We start from the raw sequence: 14785 nt of genomic DNA, 5'->3' as shown, positions 1-14785 counted from the left end.
CTCAGGCGGCCTTGTTGCCGTCGATCTCCATGGCGCCGGTCATCAGGGCAACCGCGTCGGACATCGTGTAGTCCTTGGGGTTGATGACGCACAGCCGCCGACCCAGACGGTGGATGTGAACGCGGTCGGCCACCTCGAACACATGCGGCATGTTGTGGCTGATCAGGATGATCGGAATGCCACGCGCCCGCACATCGCGGATCAGGTCCAGCACGCGGCGGCTTTCCTTGACACCCAGCGCTGCGGTGGGTTCGTCAAGGATCACGACTTTCGAGCCAAAGGCCGCTGCCCGCGCCACGGCCACGCCTTGACGCTGACCACCCGACAGGCTTTCGACTGCGACGTTGATGTCCTGAATGGTCATCAACCCCAGGTCCGACAGCTTTTGCCGGGCAAAGGCATTCATCCGCGGCTTGTCCATCTGCCGGAACACGCTGCCCAGAATGCCCGGTTTGCGCCATTCGCGGCCCAGAAACATGTTATCGGCAATCGACAGCGCCGGCGACATTGCAAGGTTCTGGTAGACCGTCTCGATGCCAGATGCGCGGGCATCGTCGGGGCTGCGGAAATGAACCGGTTTGCCGTCCAGTTCGATGGTACCGTGGTCGGGGGTTACCGCCCCCGACAGGGCCTTGATCAGTGTCGATTTGCCAGCGCCGTTGTCGCCGATCACCGCCAGAATCTCTCCTGGCATCAAATCAAAATCGGCGCCGTTCATGGCCACCACCGTGCCGTAACGCTTCATCAGGCCGGTGGCTTGCAGAATAGGTTGCTGGGTCATTGCGACGCCCTCCGCAGCGATTGGTCCAATGCCACGGCGATGATGACAAGGCAGCCCGCAGCAAACATCTGCCAGTAGTCGTCCACCCCGGCCAGCGAGAGCCCCGTGATGAACACCTGCACGATAAAGGCCCCCAGCACCGAACCGACGATGGACCCGCGCCCCCCGAACAGTGAGGTGCCGCCAATCACCACGGCGGTGATCGAAGCCAGGTTCACGTTTTCAAACCCGATGGGAGAGACCGACTGCACCCGGCCAATCGCGATCCACGCCGCAAAGCCGCAGATCAGGCCCGCCACACCGTAGACAGAGATCAGCGTGCGGTCCACGTTGATGCCCGACAGGCGCGCCGCATCAGGATCGTCGCCGATGGCATGAACATGGCGACCCCAGGCGGTGTGGTTCAGGATATACCACAGCACGCCCGCCAGCAGCATCAGCGTGATCCCGCCATAAAGGATCGAGGCACCGCCCAAATTGATCCCTTTGCCGAACCACAAAAGGCCGGGCGCCTTTTCAACGATATCGGCGTTGCGGATGGATTCCGACCCCGAATACCACAACTTGAGCGAGCGGAAGATCGAGAAGGTGCCAAGCGTCACGATAAAGGGCGGCAGTTTGATCTTGGCGATCAATACCCCGTTCAACAGCCCCATCAACAGGGCAAAGAACATGCCGATGATCACGGCAATGCCAACCGGCAGCCCGGCGTTGACCGCAAGGTTCCCCATGATCAGCGAGGACAGAACCAGAATCTCTCCGACCGACAGATCAATCCCGGCGGTCAGAATAACCAGCGTTTGCGCCAGCGCGATGAAACCTGTGACCGTGACCTGTTTGAGGATGGTCGAAAGTGCGCCGATCTTCAGAAAGTTGTCGGCAATGATGCCGAAAATGATGACCGCCGTCAGCAACACCAGCGCCGGAATCAGCGTGGGGTTGTTGCGCAACACACCACGGGCGCGATGTATCAGCGTGCTGTCATCTTTTTGAAAGCTGGCCACGGCGGTATCCGCCTTGTTCAGCACGGCCTCGTAATCAGAGACCGTCTTGGTTGGCGTGGTTTCCGTGCTCATCGCGCAGATGCCCCCTTCCTTGGAGAAAACCTGGCGGTCATTGCCGCCTTGTGAAGAAGGGCGACCCAAAGCCGCCCTTCGCGCAATCAAGCCGGGTCAGATGACCGGGTTCAGACAAGTCAGGTTCAGACTGGCCAATTTCAGTTTGGCCGGATCAGCCCCAGCACAGCTCCAGCCCTTTGGCAGAGTCGATCGAAGGCACGCCTTCGGCCGGCTTGTCGGTCACCAGGTTGACGCCGGTGTTGAAGAAGCCCAGCCCTTCCGAGGCGGCAGGCTTGGTGCCATCCTTGGCAAAAGCCGCAATCGCTTCGACGCCCTTCGAGGCCATATCCAGCGGATACTGCTGCGAGGTGGCGCCGATAACACCCGCCTGCACGTTTTTCACACCGGGGCAGCCGCCATCGACCGAAACCACCAGCGCGGTGTTGCCAGCGGCCTTCAGCGCCTGGAAGGCACCTTCGGCGGCCGGTTCGTTGATGGTGTAGACCACGTTGATGCCGGGATCTTTGGCAAGCAGGGTTTCCATGGCGCGCTGACCGCCTTCGGCGCTGGCTTCGGACGATTCATGCCCGATGACGCGGGCATCGGTTTCCGACCCCATCACTTTCAGATCCGGCACTTCGACGCCAAAGCCCTTGAGGAAACCAGTGTCACGCTGCACGTCGACCGAGATGTTGTCCTTGTTGATGTCCAGCATGGCGATCTTGGCGCTTGCCGCGGCATCGCCCATCTGGGCCTTGGCCCATTGGCCGATCAGCAGACCCGCCTGGAAGTTGTCGGTGGCAAAGGTCATGTCCTGCGCATCGGCATCGGCCAGCGGCGTATCCAGCGCGATCACCAGAATGCCGGCGGCGCGGGCGTCTTTCAGCGCCGGTGCGACCGAGTCGTTCGATGCAGTGATCAGGATACCCTTGGCACCAGCCGCAACGCAGTTTTCGATCGCGGTCAGTTGCGGGCCGGCATCGCCGTCCTTCTCACCGGCATAGGCCTGGAAATCCATGCCCAGTTCCTTGGCCTTGGCCTCGGCACCCTCTTTCATCTTCACGAAGAAGGGGTTGGTGTTGTTCTTGGTGATCAGGCAAACCAGATCAGCAGCCGAAGCCGAACCGGCCATCAGCGCAAACGCCGCTGCGCCCAGCAGGGCAGTGGTCTTCAGTTTCATTCGCAATCCTCCCGAAAGCGGTAATCCTGTAGGTCCGGCGGCTCTGTTTTCCCGAACGGTCGCCGATGGCCGCAACATGGCGCGATTCCCTGCCTTACGTCAATAGATAAATCACAGTGATTTATTATTGACGCGCCAGCCAAGCTGATGCAGGCTTTGCCCAGAATAGAGGCAAAGGATTTAAATGATGCTGATCGGCATCCCACCGCTGCTGTCGCCCGACGCGCTTCATGCGCTGCGGTCCATGGGGCATGGGGATGAGGTGGCCCTGGTGGACGCCAACTATCCCGCACAGGAACATGCGCGCCGCCTGGTGCGCGCCGATGGACACGACATGCTGGCGGTGTTGGAGGCGATTCTGGCCGTTCTGCCGCTGGATACTGCCGTTCCTGATGCGGTGTTCCGGGCAGCACTGAACAACGATCCAGCCCAGTTTGCGCCCATTCACAACAGCATAGACGCCACCTGCGCCCGCCTTGCGCCGTCTTTCACGGTTCGTCCGCTGGGCGGCGATCAGCTTTACCCCAGGATCAAGTCCGCATACTGCATCTTCGCAACCGGAGAGCGCGCCCTGTTCGCCAATATCATCCTGCGCAAAGGGGTGATCTTGCCCGACGCGCCGAATTGAGGATGGAACCTTGAACCTGACGCCAGAGACCTTGGCTGATCGACCGGCAACAGACAGCATCGTCTTGCGCGGCACCAATCAGGCGGGAATGCGGGCGCAGAACGAACGGTTGGTTCTTTCGCTGGTCCGGTCGCATGGTGCGCTGGCCAAGACCGATATCGCCCGCATGACTGGCCTGTCAGCACAGACGGTTTCGGTGATCATGCGCGCGCTGGAAGATGATGGCCTGCTGGTGCGGCGCGAAAAGGTGCGCGGCAAGGTTGGCCAGCCACTGGTGCCGATGGCCCTTGCCCCGGATGGGGCGTATTTTCTGGGGCTGAAGATCGGGCGGCGATCGACCGACTTGATGCTGATGGATTTTATCGGCCAGACCGTGGGGCTGAGACGCCATACCTATCCCTATCCGACGCCCGGTGTCGTGATGGATTTCGTCGCCCATGCGCTGCCCGAACTGGCGGCAAGCCTGCCTGCCGACCGGGCGGGGCGTATCGCGGGCATTGGCATCGCCATGCCGTTTCAACTGTGGAACTGGGCGCAATTCGTTGGCGCACCGCAAGCCGAAATGGACGCTTGGCGTCACCGCGACATTCAGGCCGAAATTGCCACCTTGTCGGGCCTGCCAACCTATATCCAGAACGACGCCACCGCCGCCTGCGGGGCAGAACTGATCTTTGGCCGCGAAGACCGGCCCGCCGATTTCCTGCACCTGTTCATCGCCCATTTCATTGGCGGCGGGTTGGTGCTGAACGGCAAGCTGCATGTCGGGCCTTCGGGCAATGCGGCCGCTGTCGCTTCGCTGCCCGTGCCGCGGGCCGATGGCGGAATGCACCAGTTGATCAACGTCGGCTCTCTGGCCCGACTGGAGCATCTGATGCGGGCGGGCGGGCATGATGCGCGCGCCATCTGGGACCGCGCCCATGACTGGCCGGTGCCACCGCAAATTCGCCGCGACTGGATTGCAGCGGCGGCGGCGGGCATCGCCCATGCCGCCCTGACGGTGACGGCGGTGGTCGATATCAGAGCCATGATCATCGATGGCTGGTTGCCCTTGGATTGGCGGCTAGAGCTGGTCTCAGCCGTAAGAGCCAACCTTCAAACGCTGGATTTTTCGGGAATCGAACAACCCGATGTCGTTGAAGGCACCATCGGCGATCAGGCCCGCACGCTGGGCGCGGCATCGATTCCCCTGTCGCAACGCTTCCTTGCACCGCTTGGCAGCGAGGCATAGGCAGGCGCCGCACGCATCGGCACCCTTCGGGGCGCCAGCGGTTCAGGGCAGGCCTTGGCGGTTCGGTCTCGGGGTGCTTTTGGCAGATGATTCACCGCCCCACCCCGCCCGCACAATGGCAGAGCAAATCTTTGTGCCGGGAGCGCCCTTATGGCACCGCTAAATGTTCATGATAATGCGGGAATTTGGTCGGAGCGAGAGGATTCGAACCTCCGACCCCCTGCTCCCGAAGCAGGTGCGCTACCAGACTGCGCTACGCTCCGACCGTGGGGGCGGGTTACTCTGCTGCGCTGGCTTTTGCAAGGGGGCCAAGCGCAAATGCCTGCAATTGCGGGACGGCGCGCGACCTTATGCCAGACGCATATGATGCCGGGTTTCCAAAGTCGCCTGTGTCTGGCGAACCTCGGCGTCGCGCTGGTCGGGCTGCCAGCCCAAGGCGGTGGCGGCGATGTCGGCGGCATCCGCCAGCGCCCGCGCGGTCAACTCGCCAGTGATAGCAAGGGCGGTGCGGCGCATCACAAGATCTTCCAGATGTACCACACGCTCGTTGCGGGTGATCCAGTCCAGCTCTTGCCGGGAATAGTCGGGAGCATCAGCCAGAAAGACCGGCGCATCGCCTTCGGCCTGCAAAATCGCGGTCGCTTTGGTGCCATAGCGGTCAAGCAGCGCCTTCGCTCGTCCCGGCGTGGCCCCCGACTTTGCCACCGCATCATCCAGCCAGGCTTGCGGTTCATCTGCCGGATAGCCCCGGCCACCGCCAATCGGCAGACCCTGCGTGCTGATCCTCCGGGCGGCACCCAATCGGACCAAAAGCTGATCGGCCACCTCTTCGGCAAACCCGCGAAAGGTGGTCCATTTGCCCCCCACCAGCGAGATGATGGGCCATTGCCGGTCGCCCGCAGGTTCGATTACCGGGGCAGAATGGTCGCGGCTGATCAGCCCGACCGCCGTGCCATCCGTGGCGGGCAACGGGCGGATACCGGCATAGGCATAGACGATCTGGCTGCGATCACAGTGCAGACCGGGCAGCAGGCTTTGCAGGCTTTGCAGGAAATAGTCGATCTCTTCCTCATCACAGCGCACATTGTCGGGGTCTGCCGCCCGCTGGTCGGTAGACCCCACAAGCGCCCGACCCAGATAGTCAAAGACCAGACAGATGCGCCCGTCATCTGCCTCGAAATAGATCATCCGGCCATTGAGGGCACGGATCAGCTCGGGGTGGTGCAGCAGGATATGCGACCCCTTGGTGCCGCCGATCAGATGCGAGGCCGCACCAAGGCGGGCGTTGACCAGATCAATCCACGGCCCCGCCGCATTCACCACGACCTTTGGCCACAAGCTGCGGGATCGTCCGTCTGCCTGCACCACATGAATCGCCTGCCCGTCCGTTCCCTGCAAGGTGGCATGGTTCAGGGCATCGCTGGCGGGGTTGGCGCGCAGGCCATCCTCGATCAGTTCCAGCACCAGCCGCTCGGGGTGGCTGACGGTCGCGTCGTAATAGGTGCCCGCCGCGACGATTCGGGGCGTAAGCGGCGGAATTTCTCGTAAGGCGCGCGCCTTTGACCACAGCGCATGGCGCGGCATGACCCGATGGCGCGCGCCATAAAAGTCATACATCGCAAGGCCGATCTTGATCAGCACGGCCCCCCGGCTGCGGGGCGCTGTGGTTGACCCGAACAAGGTGCGAATGGCCGAGGGCACGCCTTTCCACCACGAAAAGATCGGGATCACCGTTGGCAGCGGCCGCACATAATGCGGCGCGTTTTTCAACAGCAGGTTCCGCTCCAGCGTCGATTGGGCAACCAACCCCAGCTCTCCGGTTTCCAGATACTTGATCCCGCCATGAATAAGCCGGGAGGGCGCTGCCGAGGTGCCAGAGCCGAAATCATTCTTGTCCAGAATGACCGCCTTGACCCCCTGTTCGCACAGGTCACGAAACAGCCCGGCCCCGTTGATGCCTGCACCGATGATCAGAACGTCAATGTCTTCCGGGGTCATTTCACGCTCACCTGAACCAGTTTAGTGCCCGCATCGTGCAAGCGCTGCGCAACGTCGTCGGGAAGGGCACCATCGGTATAAATCGCGTCAAACTGCGCAAGGTCAGCCAAGAGATGCAGTGCAACCTTGCCGAACTTGGTGCCATCAACCAGCAGCACCTTGCGGGCCGCTGCCGCCAGCATCGCCTGCTTGACCCGCGTCACCTGCGGGTCCTGAATCAGTGCCGCATTGCCTGCGATCGCCGAAGCCGAGCAGATGGCAAGGTTCACCCGAACCTGCGCCAAAGCCGTTTCGCACAGATGCCCAATAAAGGCGTTGTAGGTCGGATGATACTCGCCCCCCAGTGCGATCAGCCGCACCTCGTCCATCCCTGCCAGCACGGGCGCGTGGGCAAGGCTGTTGGTCATCACCGTCAGGGGGGCCGCCTTTGGCACATGGGCAAGCAGCGTCGCGACGGTGGTGGAATCGTCCAGCAGCACGATCTGGCCGGGCAAAAGCTCTGCCGCGGCGGCGCGGGCAATCGCCTGTTTCGCAGCGGTGGCATGGGTCTGGCGGAACCCGAACAGCGATTCATAAACGCCCGAGGGCTGGGCGCTGACCGCCCCGTGCAGCTTGCGCAGCACACCTTGGCGTGCCAGTTCCTCGACGTGGCGATGGATCGTCATGCGCGAGACGCCAAAGGCGGTGACCAGTTCGTCAACCCGCACCTCGCCCCGCTGGGCGACATAGGCGGCGATCTGGTCGCGGCGGGCGTCGGCGGTCATGGTGCGGCCCCTTCGGCAAGGCCTTCGATCCGGGGCCACAGTGGAGCAAGGCTGGTGGCGATGTCGCAATGCAAGGCATAACGCCGGGCCATATCGGCGCTGCGGGCCGGGTCGGGGTGGTAGGTCTGGCCAAGTGCGTCAAGGTCACGCGGGTCGGCTGTGGGGCTGGTGAACAGACCCACACCGCTGCCTGCGCACAGGGCAGCACCCCATGCGGCAGCCTCTTCGGTCTGGCTGACCGAGACCGGCATATCCAGCACATCAGCAAAGATCTGGGCAAAGACAGGGTTGCGCGAAATGCCCCCCGTCAGTCGCGCGATGCCGGGGTTGAACCCGTCGCGCAGCGCATCGACATGAACCCGGTGGTTAAAGGCGATGCCCTCGATCACGGCGCGCAGCAGGTCGGCCCGGTCATGCCAGCCGCGCAGGCCCAGAAAGCCCCCGCTGGCCCCCGCCCCGTGGGGCGAGCCGTAAAGATAGGGGTGGAACAACACCGTCGAAGGACGGTCCAGCGCCACCTGCACCTCTTGCCCGATCCGGTCGTGAATCGATCCGCCCCCGGCCTCTGCACTGGCCCGTTCGGGCGCGCAAAGCGTATCCAGAAACCAGTCGTAATTCGCGGCAGAGGCGGGAGAGATCGCCATGTTGTTCCATTCGCCCAGACGCAGTCCGTTGCGGCAAAACCAGCGCGCATCGGTTTTGGGCACCTGTGAAACGGTTTCGTTGATCGAATAGGTGCCCGCAACAATGGCAATCTGGCCCAGCCCATGCCCGCCAATGCCAAGCGCCGAAGCCGTCACATCATGCAAGCCTGCCACCACGGGCGTGCCCGCGCGCAGCCCGGTCAGCCGTGCCGCCACGTCGCTGATATGGCCCACAACCTCATCGGGGCGGGCCACCTGCGGCAAGGTGCAAGGCAGGGACTGTAGGCCGAACAGGGACAGAATATTGCTGTCATAGCCCTGCGTGTTCACATCGGTGAAAGATGTGCTGGCCTCGGTCAGGTCGGTGCCGATCTGACCCGTCAGGCAATAGCGCAGCCAGTCCTTGCAGGCCAAGACATGGCCGATGCGGGCAAAGCGGTCAGGCTCATTCCGGCGCAGCCATTCCAGCAGGGCAGCAGGGGCCGAGGCATGGGGCATCTGACCTGTCCGTGCCAAGGCGGCCTGCGCGGTGCCATCCGCTTGCCACCCGGCGACCACCCCGGCAGCGCGGCTGTCCAGCGACAGGATGCCATGCCCAAGCGGCGTGCCAGCAGCATCCAGCAGGTAAATCCCATCGCCATGTGCGGTTGCCGCCACGGCGGCGATATCTGCGGCCCTGCCCGATTTGGCCAGTGCTTCGGCAATCGCCTCGGCTGTCGCGGCCCACAATGCCGCCATGCCACGCTCTACATGACGGGGGCGAGGAATGATCTGAGGCAACCGGCGGCGGGCAACGGCCAGAACCACCCCGGCCGCGTCAAACACCACAGCCTTGGTAACGGTCAGCCCGTTGTCGATGCCCAGAAGGCAGGGGCCTGGGGTGCTGGTCATGGCAAATCCTCCGCACCCCCAGACTAACCGGGTGGGCGCAATTTGTAACCATGAAATTTGGTATTATACCAATATTTGTGGTTACAAACTAAGGGGTCTGTACCGCAGCAACCTCAACATTGATGCCCCGCGCCCTCATCCTGTCGATCAGGCGGGGCGGCGTGCCGTCATCAACGATGACCACATCAAATTCGTCCAGCGCCCCCATCGCATGCAAAGCGCGGCGTTCAAACTTGGTATGGTCGGCCAGCAGGATACGGCGCGCGGCGCTGTCGAACATGGCGCGCTTGGTCTCGACCATCTCGGGATTTTGGTGAAACACCATGTCGTCGGTAATGGCCGACATCGACAGAAAGACCAGATCGGGCCGCAGGCGGCGGATCTCGGCGGTGGTGACCGGCCCCATGAAGGCGTTGCACCAGTTATAGAATTGCCCGCCCAAGCCCAAGAGCGTGATGTCCCGCACCCCCCGCAGTTCGTTCATCAGGGTGATGGAGTTGGTGATCGCCGTCAGCGGCACACGAGAGGCGAGATGCGGCACCATCTGCAACACGGTGGTGCTGTCATCAAAGAAAACCGCCTGACCCGGTTCAATATGGGCGGCGGCGGCGGCGGCAATCGCCCGCTTTTCCAGCTCTTGCCGGGTTGATCGATACACTGCACTGGATTCGACCAGACTGGTCGGAGCAGCCGATACAATGCCACGCGTCTTGCGCAAAAGGCCACGCCCGACCAGCTCATCCAGGTCACGGTGGGCGGTCATCAGCGAAATGCCGAACCGGGCGGTCAGATCCTCGATCCGCATGGTGCCTTCGGTCATCACCGCCTCGGCAATCAGGTGGCGGCGCGCGATCTGGCGTGCATGTCGGCTGTCAGAGGGGATCTGATCAGCCGTTATCTGCTCGGGCGTCAGCACTGGCATCTGATCTATCGGGACTCTGCTGTCGGACATTCCTGCGCCTCCTGACAGGTGCGGATAGCGCATCTGCCCCGAAAGGCAAGCAAAGCTTGGCCATGGGTCTGTGGCAAGGGGCGGCACCGGTTTCCCGGTGCCGCAGGAGGAAAGGGGCAGCCAAAGCCACCCCCTCGGGAGGTCTTACTGCGACAGGGTGAACGGGCCGGTGTACTTGTCCACATTGTCCTTGGTGATCAGCAGGCAGTCGAACAACTGCTTTTCGGTCGCGGCCCCCGTGGCGCCGGTCTTGATGAAGGTGTCAGCCTGCTTCACAGCCTCGGCCGAGAACACGGCGACGGGTTGCAGAACGGTGTACTGCATCTCGCCCGCCTTCACGGCATCGACCGCATCAGGCGAACCGTCAAAGCCGCCGACCTTGACATTGGCCAGCTTGCCCGCCTCTTTCAGCGCGGCAATCGCGCCCAGCGCCATTTCATCATTGCCAGAGATCACGCCGATGATGTCGGGGTTGGCTTGCAGCAGCGACTGCATCTTCTGATAGCCCTTGGTGCGGTCCCAGTCCGCCACTTCCTTGCCGACTTTCACCAGATCGGGGTACTGGGTGATAACGGTTTCATAGCCGTTCGACCGGGTGGCAGCGTTGTTGTCGGCGGGGTTGCCGAACAGTTCGACATAGTTGCCCTTGTCGCCCACCATCGAAACCCACTGCTCGGCGCCCAGTGCGGCGCCTTGCGCGTTGTTCGACACAAGCTGCGCCTTGGCCAGGCCTTCCTGGTTGATCTCGGCGTTGACCAGGAACACCGGAATACCGGCATCCACAGCCTTTTTCACGGCACCGATCGACCCGTCGGCATTCGCCGGGTCAAGGATGATCGCAACCGACTTGTTGGTGATCGCGGTGTCGATCAGGGTGCTTTCGGCGTTGGTGTCGCCCTTGTGGGCCGCAACATTGGCGGTGTAGCCCATCGATTCTGCGGTGGCCTTGGCCACGTCGCCTTCGGTCTTCCAATAGGGGTTGGCCGGGTCGGTCACGATGATCGAGATCAGGCCTTCGGCCGATGCGGCGAACGTCATCAGCGGCGTCACGGCAACAGCGGCCATCAGCGCGCGGCGGGTCAGTTTCAACATTTGGTCTCTCTCCCTTGGGTTGGTAGTTTGCCGATATGGCAGGCTTTCCGCGCGGGCCGGCTGCGGCCGACGCGGAGAAGTTCGGTTCAGGATTTGCGGCCGCCTTTGCCGTACTGGATCGAGTTCATCAGCACGGCCAGCACGATCACAGCGCCGGTAAAAACGGTCTGCCAGTAAGACGACACCCCGATGATCACGAGGCCGTCGGACAGAAAGCCGATGACAAAGGCGCCCAGCATGGTGCCGCGCACGGTGCCGCGCCCCCCGGTCAGCGCCGCCCCCCCGATGACAACGGCGGCAATCGCCGTCAGCTCATAGGTCGTGCCTGCGGTCGGCCCGGCCGAGGTAAGCTGAGACGACAGCACCAGCCCGGCAACGGCGGCCAGAATGCCCGACAGGGTGTAAACGGTGATCTTAACCCGCTTGACCGGCACGCCCGACAGATCGGCCGCCCGTTCGTTGCCGCCAGAGGCGTAAAGCCAACGGCCAAAGGACGACCGCGACAGCATCAACCCCGTCAGAATGGCGATGGTGGCCAGCACCAGAACAGAGATCGGAACACCCGCCAGCCGGTTGAAGCCCAGCCAGTCGAACCCGGTGTTGCCCAGTTCGGGGCGGCCATGCAGGTTGTTATAGGTCAGGCCGTTGGTTTGCAGCAGGGCAACCCCACGCGCCACATACATCACGCCCAGCGTGGCAACAAAGGCGGGCACCTTGAACCAGGCGATCAGCGCGCCGTTCAATGCCCCCACCAACGCCCCGGCGGCACAGGTCAGCACCACCACGGCCCAGACTGGCGGAAACAGGATCACACCAAAGACCGGCAGTTCGACCCCCTGCATCAGCGCCCCGGCCAGCACCCCGCACAGCGCCAGAACCGAACCGACCGACAAATCGATACCGCCGTTCAGGATAACCAGCAGCATCCCGATGGCCAGAATGCCATAGATTGCAACGTGGCTGGCCATGATCAGCAGGTTCGAAACCGTCAGGTAATTGGGTGACAGATAGGAAAACACCGCGATAATCGCGATCAGGGCAAAGAAGGCCCGGCCTTCCAGCAACAACCGGCCAAGGCTGAAGGATTGCGCGCTGCCCTTTGCAGCCGAACGGGTAAGACTTGTGTCGGACATGAAATATGCTCCCGTAAGGTGTGTCAGGCCGCCACGGACTCGCCAGAGGCGGCCATGATCTGTTCCTTGGTGACGGTTGAATCGAACTCGGCCGAGATGTGGCCCTTGTGCATGACGATGATCCGATGGGCGATTGACAGGCATTCGCCCACTTCGGAGGTGGAATAGACCACGGCCAGACCGCGCTTTGCCCCTTCGGCCAAGAGGCGGAACACCTCGGCCTTGGCACCGATGTCGATGCCGCGGCTGGGTTCGTCCAGCAGGATCACCTTGGGCCGCGTGGCCAGCATCTTACCGATGACCACCTTTTGCTGGTTGCCGCCCGACAGCGACCCGATGGCGGCAGCCCCGCCAGAGGTTTTGACCGTCACCTCTTTGATGGTGCGGTCAATCAGGTCTTGTTCGGCCTTTTTCTGGGTGAACAGGCCCTTGGTAAAGGATGCGATCGAGGCCAGAGACAGGTTCTGCCCCACGGTCATGGTTTGCACCAGACCGTCGCGCTGGCGGTCTTCGGGCACCAGCGCCAGCCCGCGTGCGATCCGCTGGGCGATGGACAGATGCGAGACCTCTTTGCCCTCCAGCACAACCTCGCCGGTCGTGGCGCGCAGGCGGCCTGCAACCGTCTCCATCAGCTCGGTGCGGCCAGCGCCCATCAGGCCATAGATGCAGACCACCTCGCCCGCCCGCACATCCAGCGACAGCTTGTCCACGACGTTGTAATCGCCCCCCTTGGGGTCGGCCACCGTCACCTCGCGCAGCGACAGGGCGACAGGGCCGAAATCATACCCGCCGGGCGGGCTGCCCAGATCGTAGTTTTCGCCCACCATGTTGCGCACGATCCATTCCAGATCGATCTCGGACCGGGGCGCATAGGCGGTCATCGCCCCATCCCGCAGAACCACGGCATGGTTGGTGATCTGCAACGCCTCTTCCAGATGGTGCGAGATATAGACGATGCTGACGCCCTTGGAGGTCAGGTCGCGGATCACCTTGAACAGCACCTCAACTTCGGTCGCCGACAGGGCGCTGGTCGGCTCATCCATGATCAGGATGCGGCTATCGACCGAAAGGGCGCGGGCAATCTCCACGATCTGCTGCTGACCCAGCCGCAATTCTTCAACCGGGGTCAGGGGATCAATGTCTTCCTCCAGCTCCTCCAGCAGCTTGCGGACCTGGCGTTCTTCTTCGGCGAAATCAACGCCCATCGGGCCCTTGATTTCCCGCCCCATAAAGATGTTGTCGCGCACCGACAGGTTGGGCGCGAGGCTCAGTTCCTGATGGATGATCGAGATGCCGCGATCGCGCGCCTCGGTCGAAGTGTTGAAGGCCACCGGCTGGCCATCCAGAATGATCTCGCCCGAGGTGGGCCGGATCACGCCGGACAGAATTTTCATCAGCGTCGATTTGCCTGCGCCGTTTTCACCGAACAGGGTGGTGACCTGACCGCGATGAATGTCGAAATTCACACCCTTCAGCGCATGAATTTGGCCATAGGATTTGGCGACATTGCGCGCGGCAAGCACCACTTCGCCCACATCGGGGTTTGCTGCGGGAATGTCGGTCATTTCACGGTCACCTGAACGGGGGTGATCATCCAGTTCTTGGGGTTCACCAGACGGAAGGCACCGACTACCTCGACCGTTTTGCCGGTCAGGTTTGCGGTGTCGATCCCGTCCAGCACCGTCTTTTTCATGGCGCGGTTGATGCCGGAGCCCGCATCCTGATACTCGATCTGGTTTTTGAACTTGCCGAATTCAATATCACCGGGCGCATCGCGCAGATCAGTGCCATTGATCGCCGGGCCGGTTTGCAGGCGCACCTTGATATCGGGCGGCAACCCATCAACCGCCAGCGTATAAACGCCCGACTTCGGGTCTGCCGCGACGCCGGACAGTTTAACCAACATGATCGCGCCGGTGGTCGAGGCGACGCCATATTGTTTGGCCGCCGCCGCCTTGTCGGCCATGACGGCCGGACCCAGCGTCAAACCATCAACTGCCTTTTCCAGAACCAGCTTCTGAATGCGGGGAAACTCGGTCTCTCCATAGCTGTCGGGCGAGAACGCCTGCTTGCGCACATCGGCCTCGGACCCGATATGGACAACGGTCGTATCAAGAGCGATTGCCCCCAGCAGGGCCAGCCCCGCGACCGTCAGGATCACTAATCCTCGCCGCGAGGCGGCCGGGGCTTTGGGTGCGGATGTTTGCGTCATCATTCGACCTCGGATTGCATTCGATGTGGCAAAGCCGCCTTTGGGCGGCACAATGTCAAAGCAGTATGCAGAGAGACGCGGGCCAGTGGCCCCGATTGGCGCGGTGATACTGACGCTGTTGCGACATAACCTTCCCCCTCCTCTGTCCGTCCTCGCCACGCTCTCCTCTTCGCGACAGGGACTCTGCGATCCGCAGCTCCTATGTGATATATCTAAGTTATCTA

Annotated in this window: 13 protein-coding genes and 1 tRNA gene; 2 read left to right on the top strand and 12 right to left on the bottom strand. The window is 62.4% G+C overall.

The window, feature by feature from the left end; genetic code table 11:
- Position 1: 1 nt before the first annotated feature.
- From JI744_RS08620 to JI744_RS08610, 3 genes are all read right to left on the bottom strand, one after another.
- Entirely contained in the window at positions 2-781 is a 780-nt protein-coding gene (locus JI744_RS08620) for an ATP-binding cassette domain-containing protein (protein ID WP_202659613.1), read from the bottom strand.
- Positions 778-1857: an ABC transporter permease gene (locus JI744_RS08615; protein WP_202659611.1), complete on the bottom strand. Its 1080-nt coding sequence runs from the start codon at positions 1855-1857 to the stop codon at positions 778-780. The genes JI744_RS08620 and JI744_RS08615 overlap by 4 nt, the downstream gene beginning before the upstream one ends.
- A gap of 154 nt (positions 1858-2011) precedes the next feature.
- Positions 2012-3019: a substrate-binding domain-containing protein gene (locus tag JI744_RS08610; RefSeq protein ID WP_202659609.1), complete on the bottom strand. Its 1008-nt coding sequence runs from the start codon at positions 3017-3019 to the stop codon at positions 2012-2014.
- Positions 3020-3206: 187 nt separating this feature from the next.
- On the opposite strand from JI744_RS08610, the gene JI744_RS08605 reads away from it, so the two are divergent.
- Together JI744_RS08605 and JI744_RS08600 are read left to right on the top strand one after the other, a co-directional pair.
- Positions 3207-3647 carry an RbsD/FucU family protein gene (locus tag JI744_RS08605; RefSeq protein WP_202659607.1) on the top strand — a complete coding sequence of 147 codons (441 nt, stop codon included), beginning with the start codon at positions 3207-3209 and terminating at the stop codon, positions 3645-3647.
- Between the two features lie 88 nt (positions 3648-3735).
- A complete protein-coding gene (locus JI744_RS08600; protein WP_202660438.1) occupies positions 3736-4875 on the top strand; it encodes an ROK family transcriptional regulator in 1140 nt (379 codons plus the stop codon).
- A gap of 186 nt (positions 4876-5061) precedes the next feature.
- Here the strand turns inward: JI744_RS08600 and JI744_RS08595 are convergent.
- The 9 genes from JI744_RS08595 to JI744_RS08555 all read right to left on the bottom strand — a co-directional run bounded on the left by JI744_RS08595 (position 5062) and on the right by JI744_RS08555 (position 14561).
- Positions 5062-5138, bottom strand: a tRNA-Pro gene (locus tag JI744_RS08595).
- 85 nt (positions 5139-5223) lie between these two features.
- Positions 5224-6873: a glycerol-3-phosphate dehydrogenase/oxidase gene (locus tag JI744_RS08590; RefSeq protein WP_202659605.1), complete on the bottom strand. Its 1650-nt coding sequence runs from the start codon at positions 6871-6873 to the stop codon at positions 5224-5226.
- Positions 6870-7637, bottom strand: a complete 768-nt coding sequence (locus JI744_RS08585) for a DeoR/GlpR family DNA-binding transcription regulator (protein WP_202659603.1) — start codon at positions 7635-7637, stop codon at positions 6870-6872. The genes JI744_RS08590 and JI744_RS08585 overlap by 4 nt, the downstream gene beginning before the upstream one ends.
- The gene (locus JI744_RS08580) at positions 7634-9172 is read right to left on the bottom strand and encodes an FGGY-family carbohydrate kinase (RefSeq protein ID WP_202659601.1); all 1539 of its coding nucleotides are present in this window, start codon (positions 9170-9172) and stop codon (positions 7634-7636) included. The genes JI744_RS08585 and JI744_RS08580 overlap by 4 nt, the downstream gene beginning before the upstream one ends.
- An 88-nt stretch (positions 9173-9260) precedes the next feature.
- The gene (locus tag JI744_RS08575; protein WP_202659599.1) at positions 9261-10124 is read right to left on the bottom strand and encodes a DeoR/GlpR family DNA-binding transcription regulator; all 864 of its coding nucleotides are present in this window, start codon (positions 10122-10124) and stop codon (positions 9261-9263) included.
- Between the two features lie 144 nt (positions 10125-10268).
- A complete protein-coding gene (locus JI744_RS08570; RefSeq protein ID WP_202659597.1) occupies positions 10269-11216 on the bottom strand; it encodes a D-ribose ABC transporter substrate-binding protein in 948 nt (315 codons plus the stop codon).
- Positions 11217-11302: 86 nt separating this feature from the next.
- Complete coding sequence (locus JI744_RS08565) at positions 11303-12349, bottom strand: ABC transporter permease (RefSeq protein WP_202659595.1); 1047 nt, start codon at positions 12347-12349, stop codon at positions 11303-11305.
- A gap of 23 nt (positions 12350-12372) precedes the next feature.
- The gene (locus JI744_RS08560; protein WP_202659586.1) at positions 12373-13914 is read right to left on the bottom strand and encodes a sugar ABC transporter ATP-binding protein; all 1542 of its coding nucleotides are present in this window, start codon (positions 13912-13914) and stop codon (positions 12373-12375) included.
- Positions 13911-14561: a DUF2291 family protein gene (locus tag JI744_RS08555; protein WP_202659584.1), complete on the bottom strand. Its 651-nt coding sequence runs from the start codon at positions 14559-14561 to the stop codon at positions 13911-13913. The genes JI744_RS08560 and JI744_RS08555 overlap by 4 nt, the downstream gene beginning before the upstream one ends.
- Positions 14562-14785: the final 224 nt, after the last annotated feature.

This window comes from Fuscibacter oryzae (genome assembly GCF_016765795.1).
Taxonomy (GTDB): domain Bacteria; phylum Pseudomonadota; class Alphaproteobacteria; order Rhodobacterales; family Rhodobacteraceae; genus Fuscibacter; species Fuscibacter oryzae.
Note: the sequence above shows the minus strand (reverse complement) of the source record. Positions and strands in the feature narration are given on the sequence as shown.

Bases quoted from the DNA above. Each gene is read 5' to 3' on its own strand.
- JI744_RS08620 (WP_202659613.1), bottom strand. From the start codon at position 781: ATGACCCAGCAACCTATTCTGCAAGCCACCGGCCTGATGAAGCGTTAC.
- JI744_RS08615 (WP_202659611.1), bottom strand. From the start codon at position 1,857: ATGAGCACGGAAACCACGCCAACCAAGACGGTCTCTGATTACGAGGCC.
- JI744_RS08610 (WP_202659609.1), bottom strand. From the start codon at position 3,019: ATGAAACTGAAGACCACTGCCCTGCTGGGCGCAGCGGCGTTTGCGCTG.
- JI744_RS08605 (WP_202659607.1), top strand. From the start codon at position 3,207: ATGCTGATCGGCATCCCACCGCTGCTGTCGCCCGACGCGCTTCATGCG.
- JI744_RS08600 (WP_202660438.1), top strand. From the start codon at position 3,736: ATGCGGGCGCAGAACGAACGGTTGGTTCTTTCGCTGGTCCGGTCGCAT.
- JI744_RS08590 (WP_202659605.1), bottom strand. From the start codon at position 6,873: ATGACCCCGGAAGACATTGACGTTCTGATCATCGGTGCAGGCATCAAC.
- JI744_RS08585 (WP_202659603.1), bottom strand. From the start codon at position 7,637: ATGACCGCCGACGCCCGCCGCGACCAGATCGCCGCCTATGTCGCCCAG.
- JI744_RS08580 (WP_202659601.1), bottom strand. From the start codon at position 9,172: ATGACCAGCACCCCAGGCCCCTGCCTTCTGGGCATCGACAACGGGCTG.
- JI744_RS08575 (WP_202659599.1), bottom strand. From the start codon at position 10,124: ATGTCCGACAGCAGAGTCCCGATAGATCAGATGCCAGTGCTGACGCCC.
- JI744_RS08570 (WP_202659597.1), bottom strand. From the start codon at position 11,216: ATGTTGAAACTGACCCGCCGCGCGCTGATGGCCGCTGTTGCCGTGACG.
- JI744_RS08565 (WP_202659595.1), bottom strand. From the start codon at position 12,349: ATGTCCGACACAAGTCTTACCCGTTCGGCTGCAAAGGGCAGCGCGCAA.
- JI744_RS08560 (WP_202659586.1), bottom strand. From the start codon at position 13,914: ATGACCGACATTCCCGCAGCAAACCCCGATGTGGGCGAAGTGGTGCTT.
- JI744_RS08555 (WP_202659584.1), bottom strand. From the start codon at position 14,561: ATGACGCAAACATCCGCACCCAAAGCCCCGGCCGCCTCGCGGCGAGGA.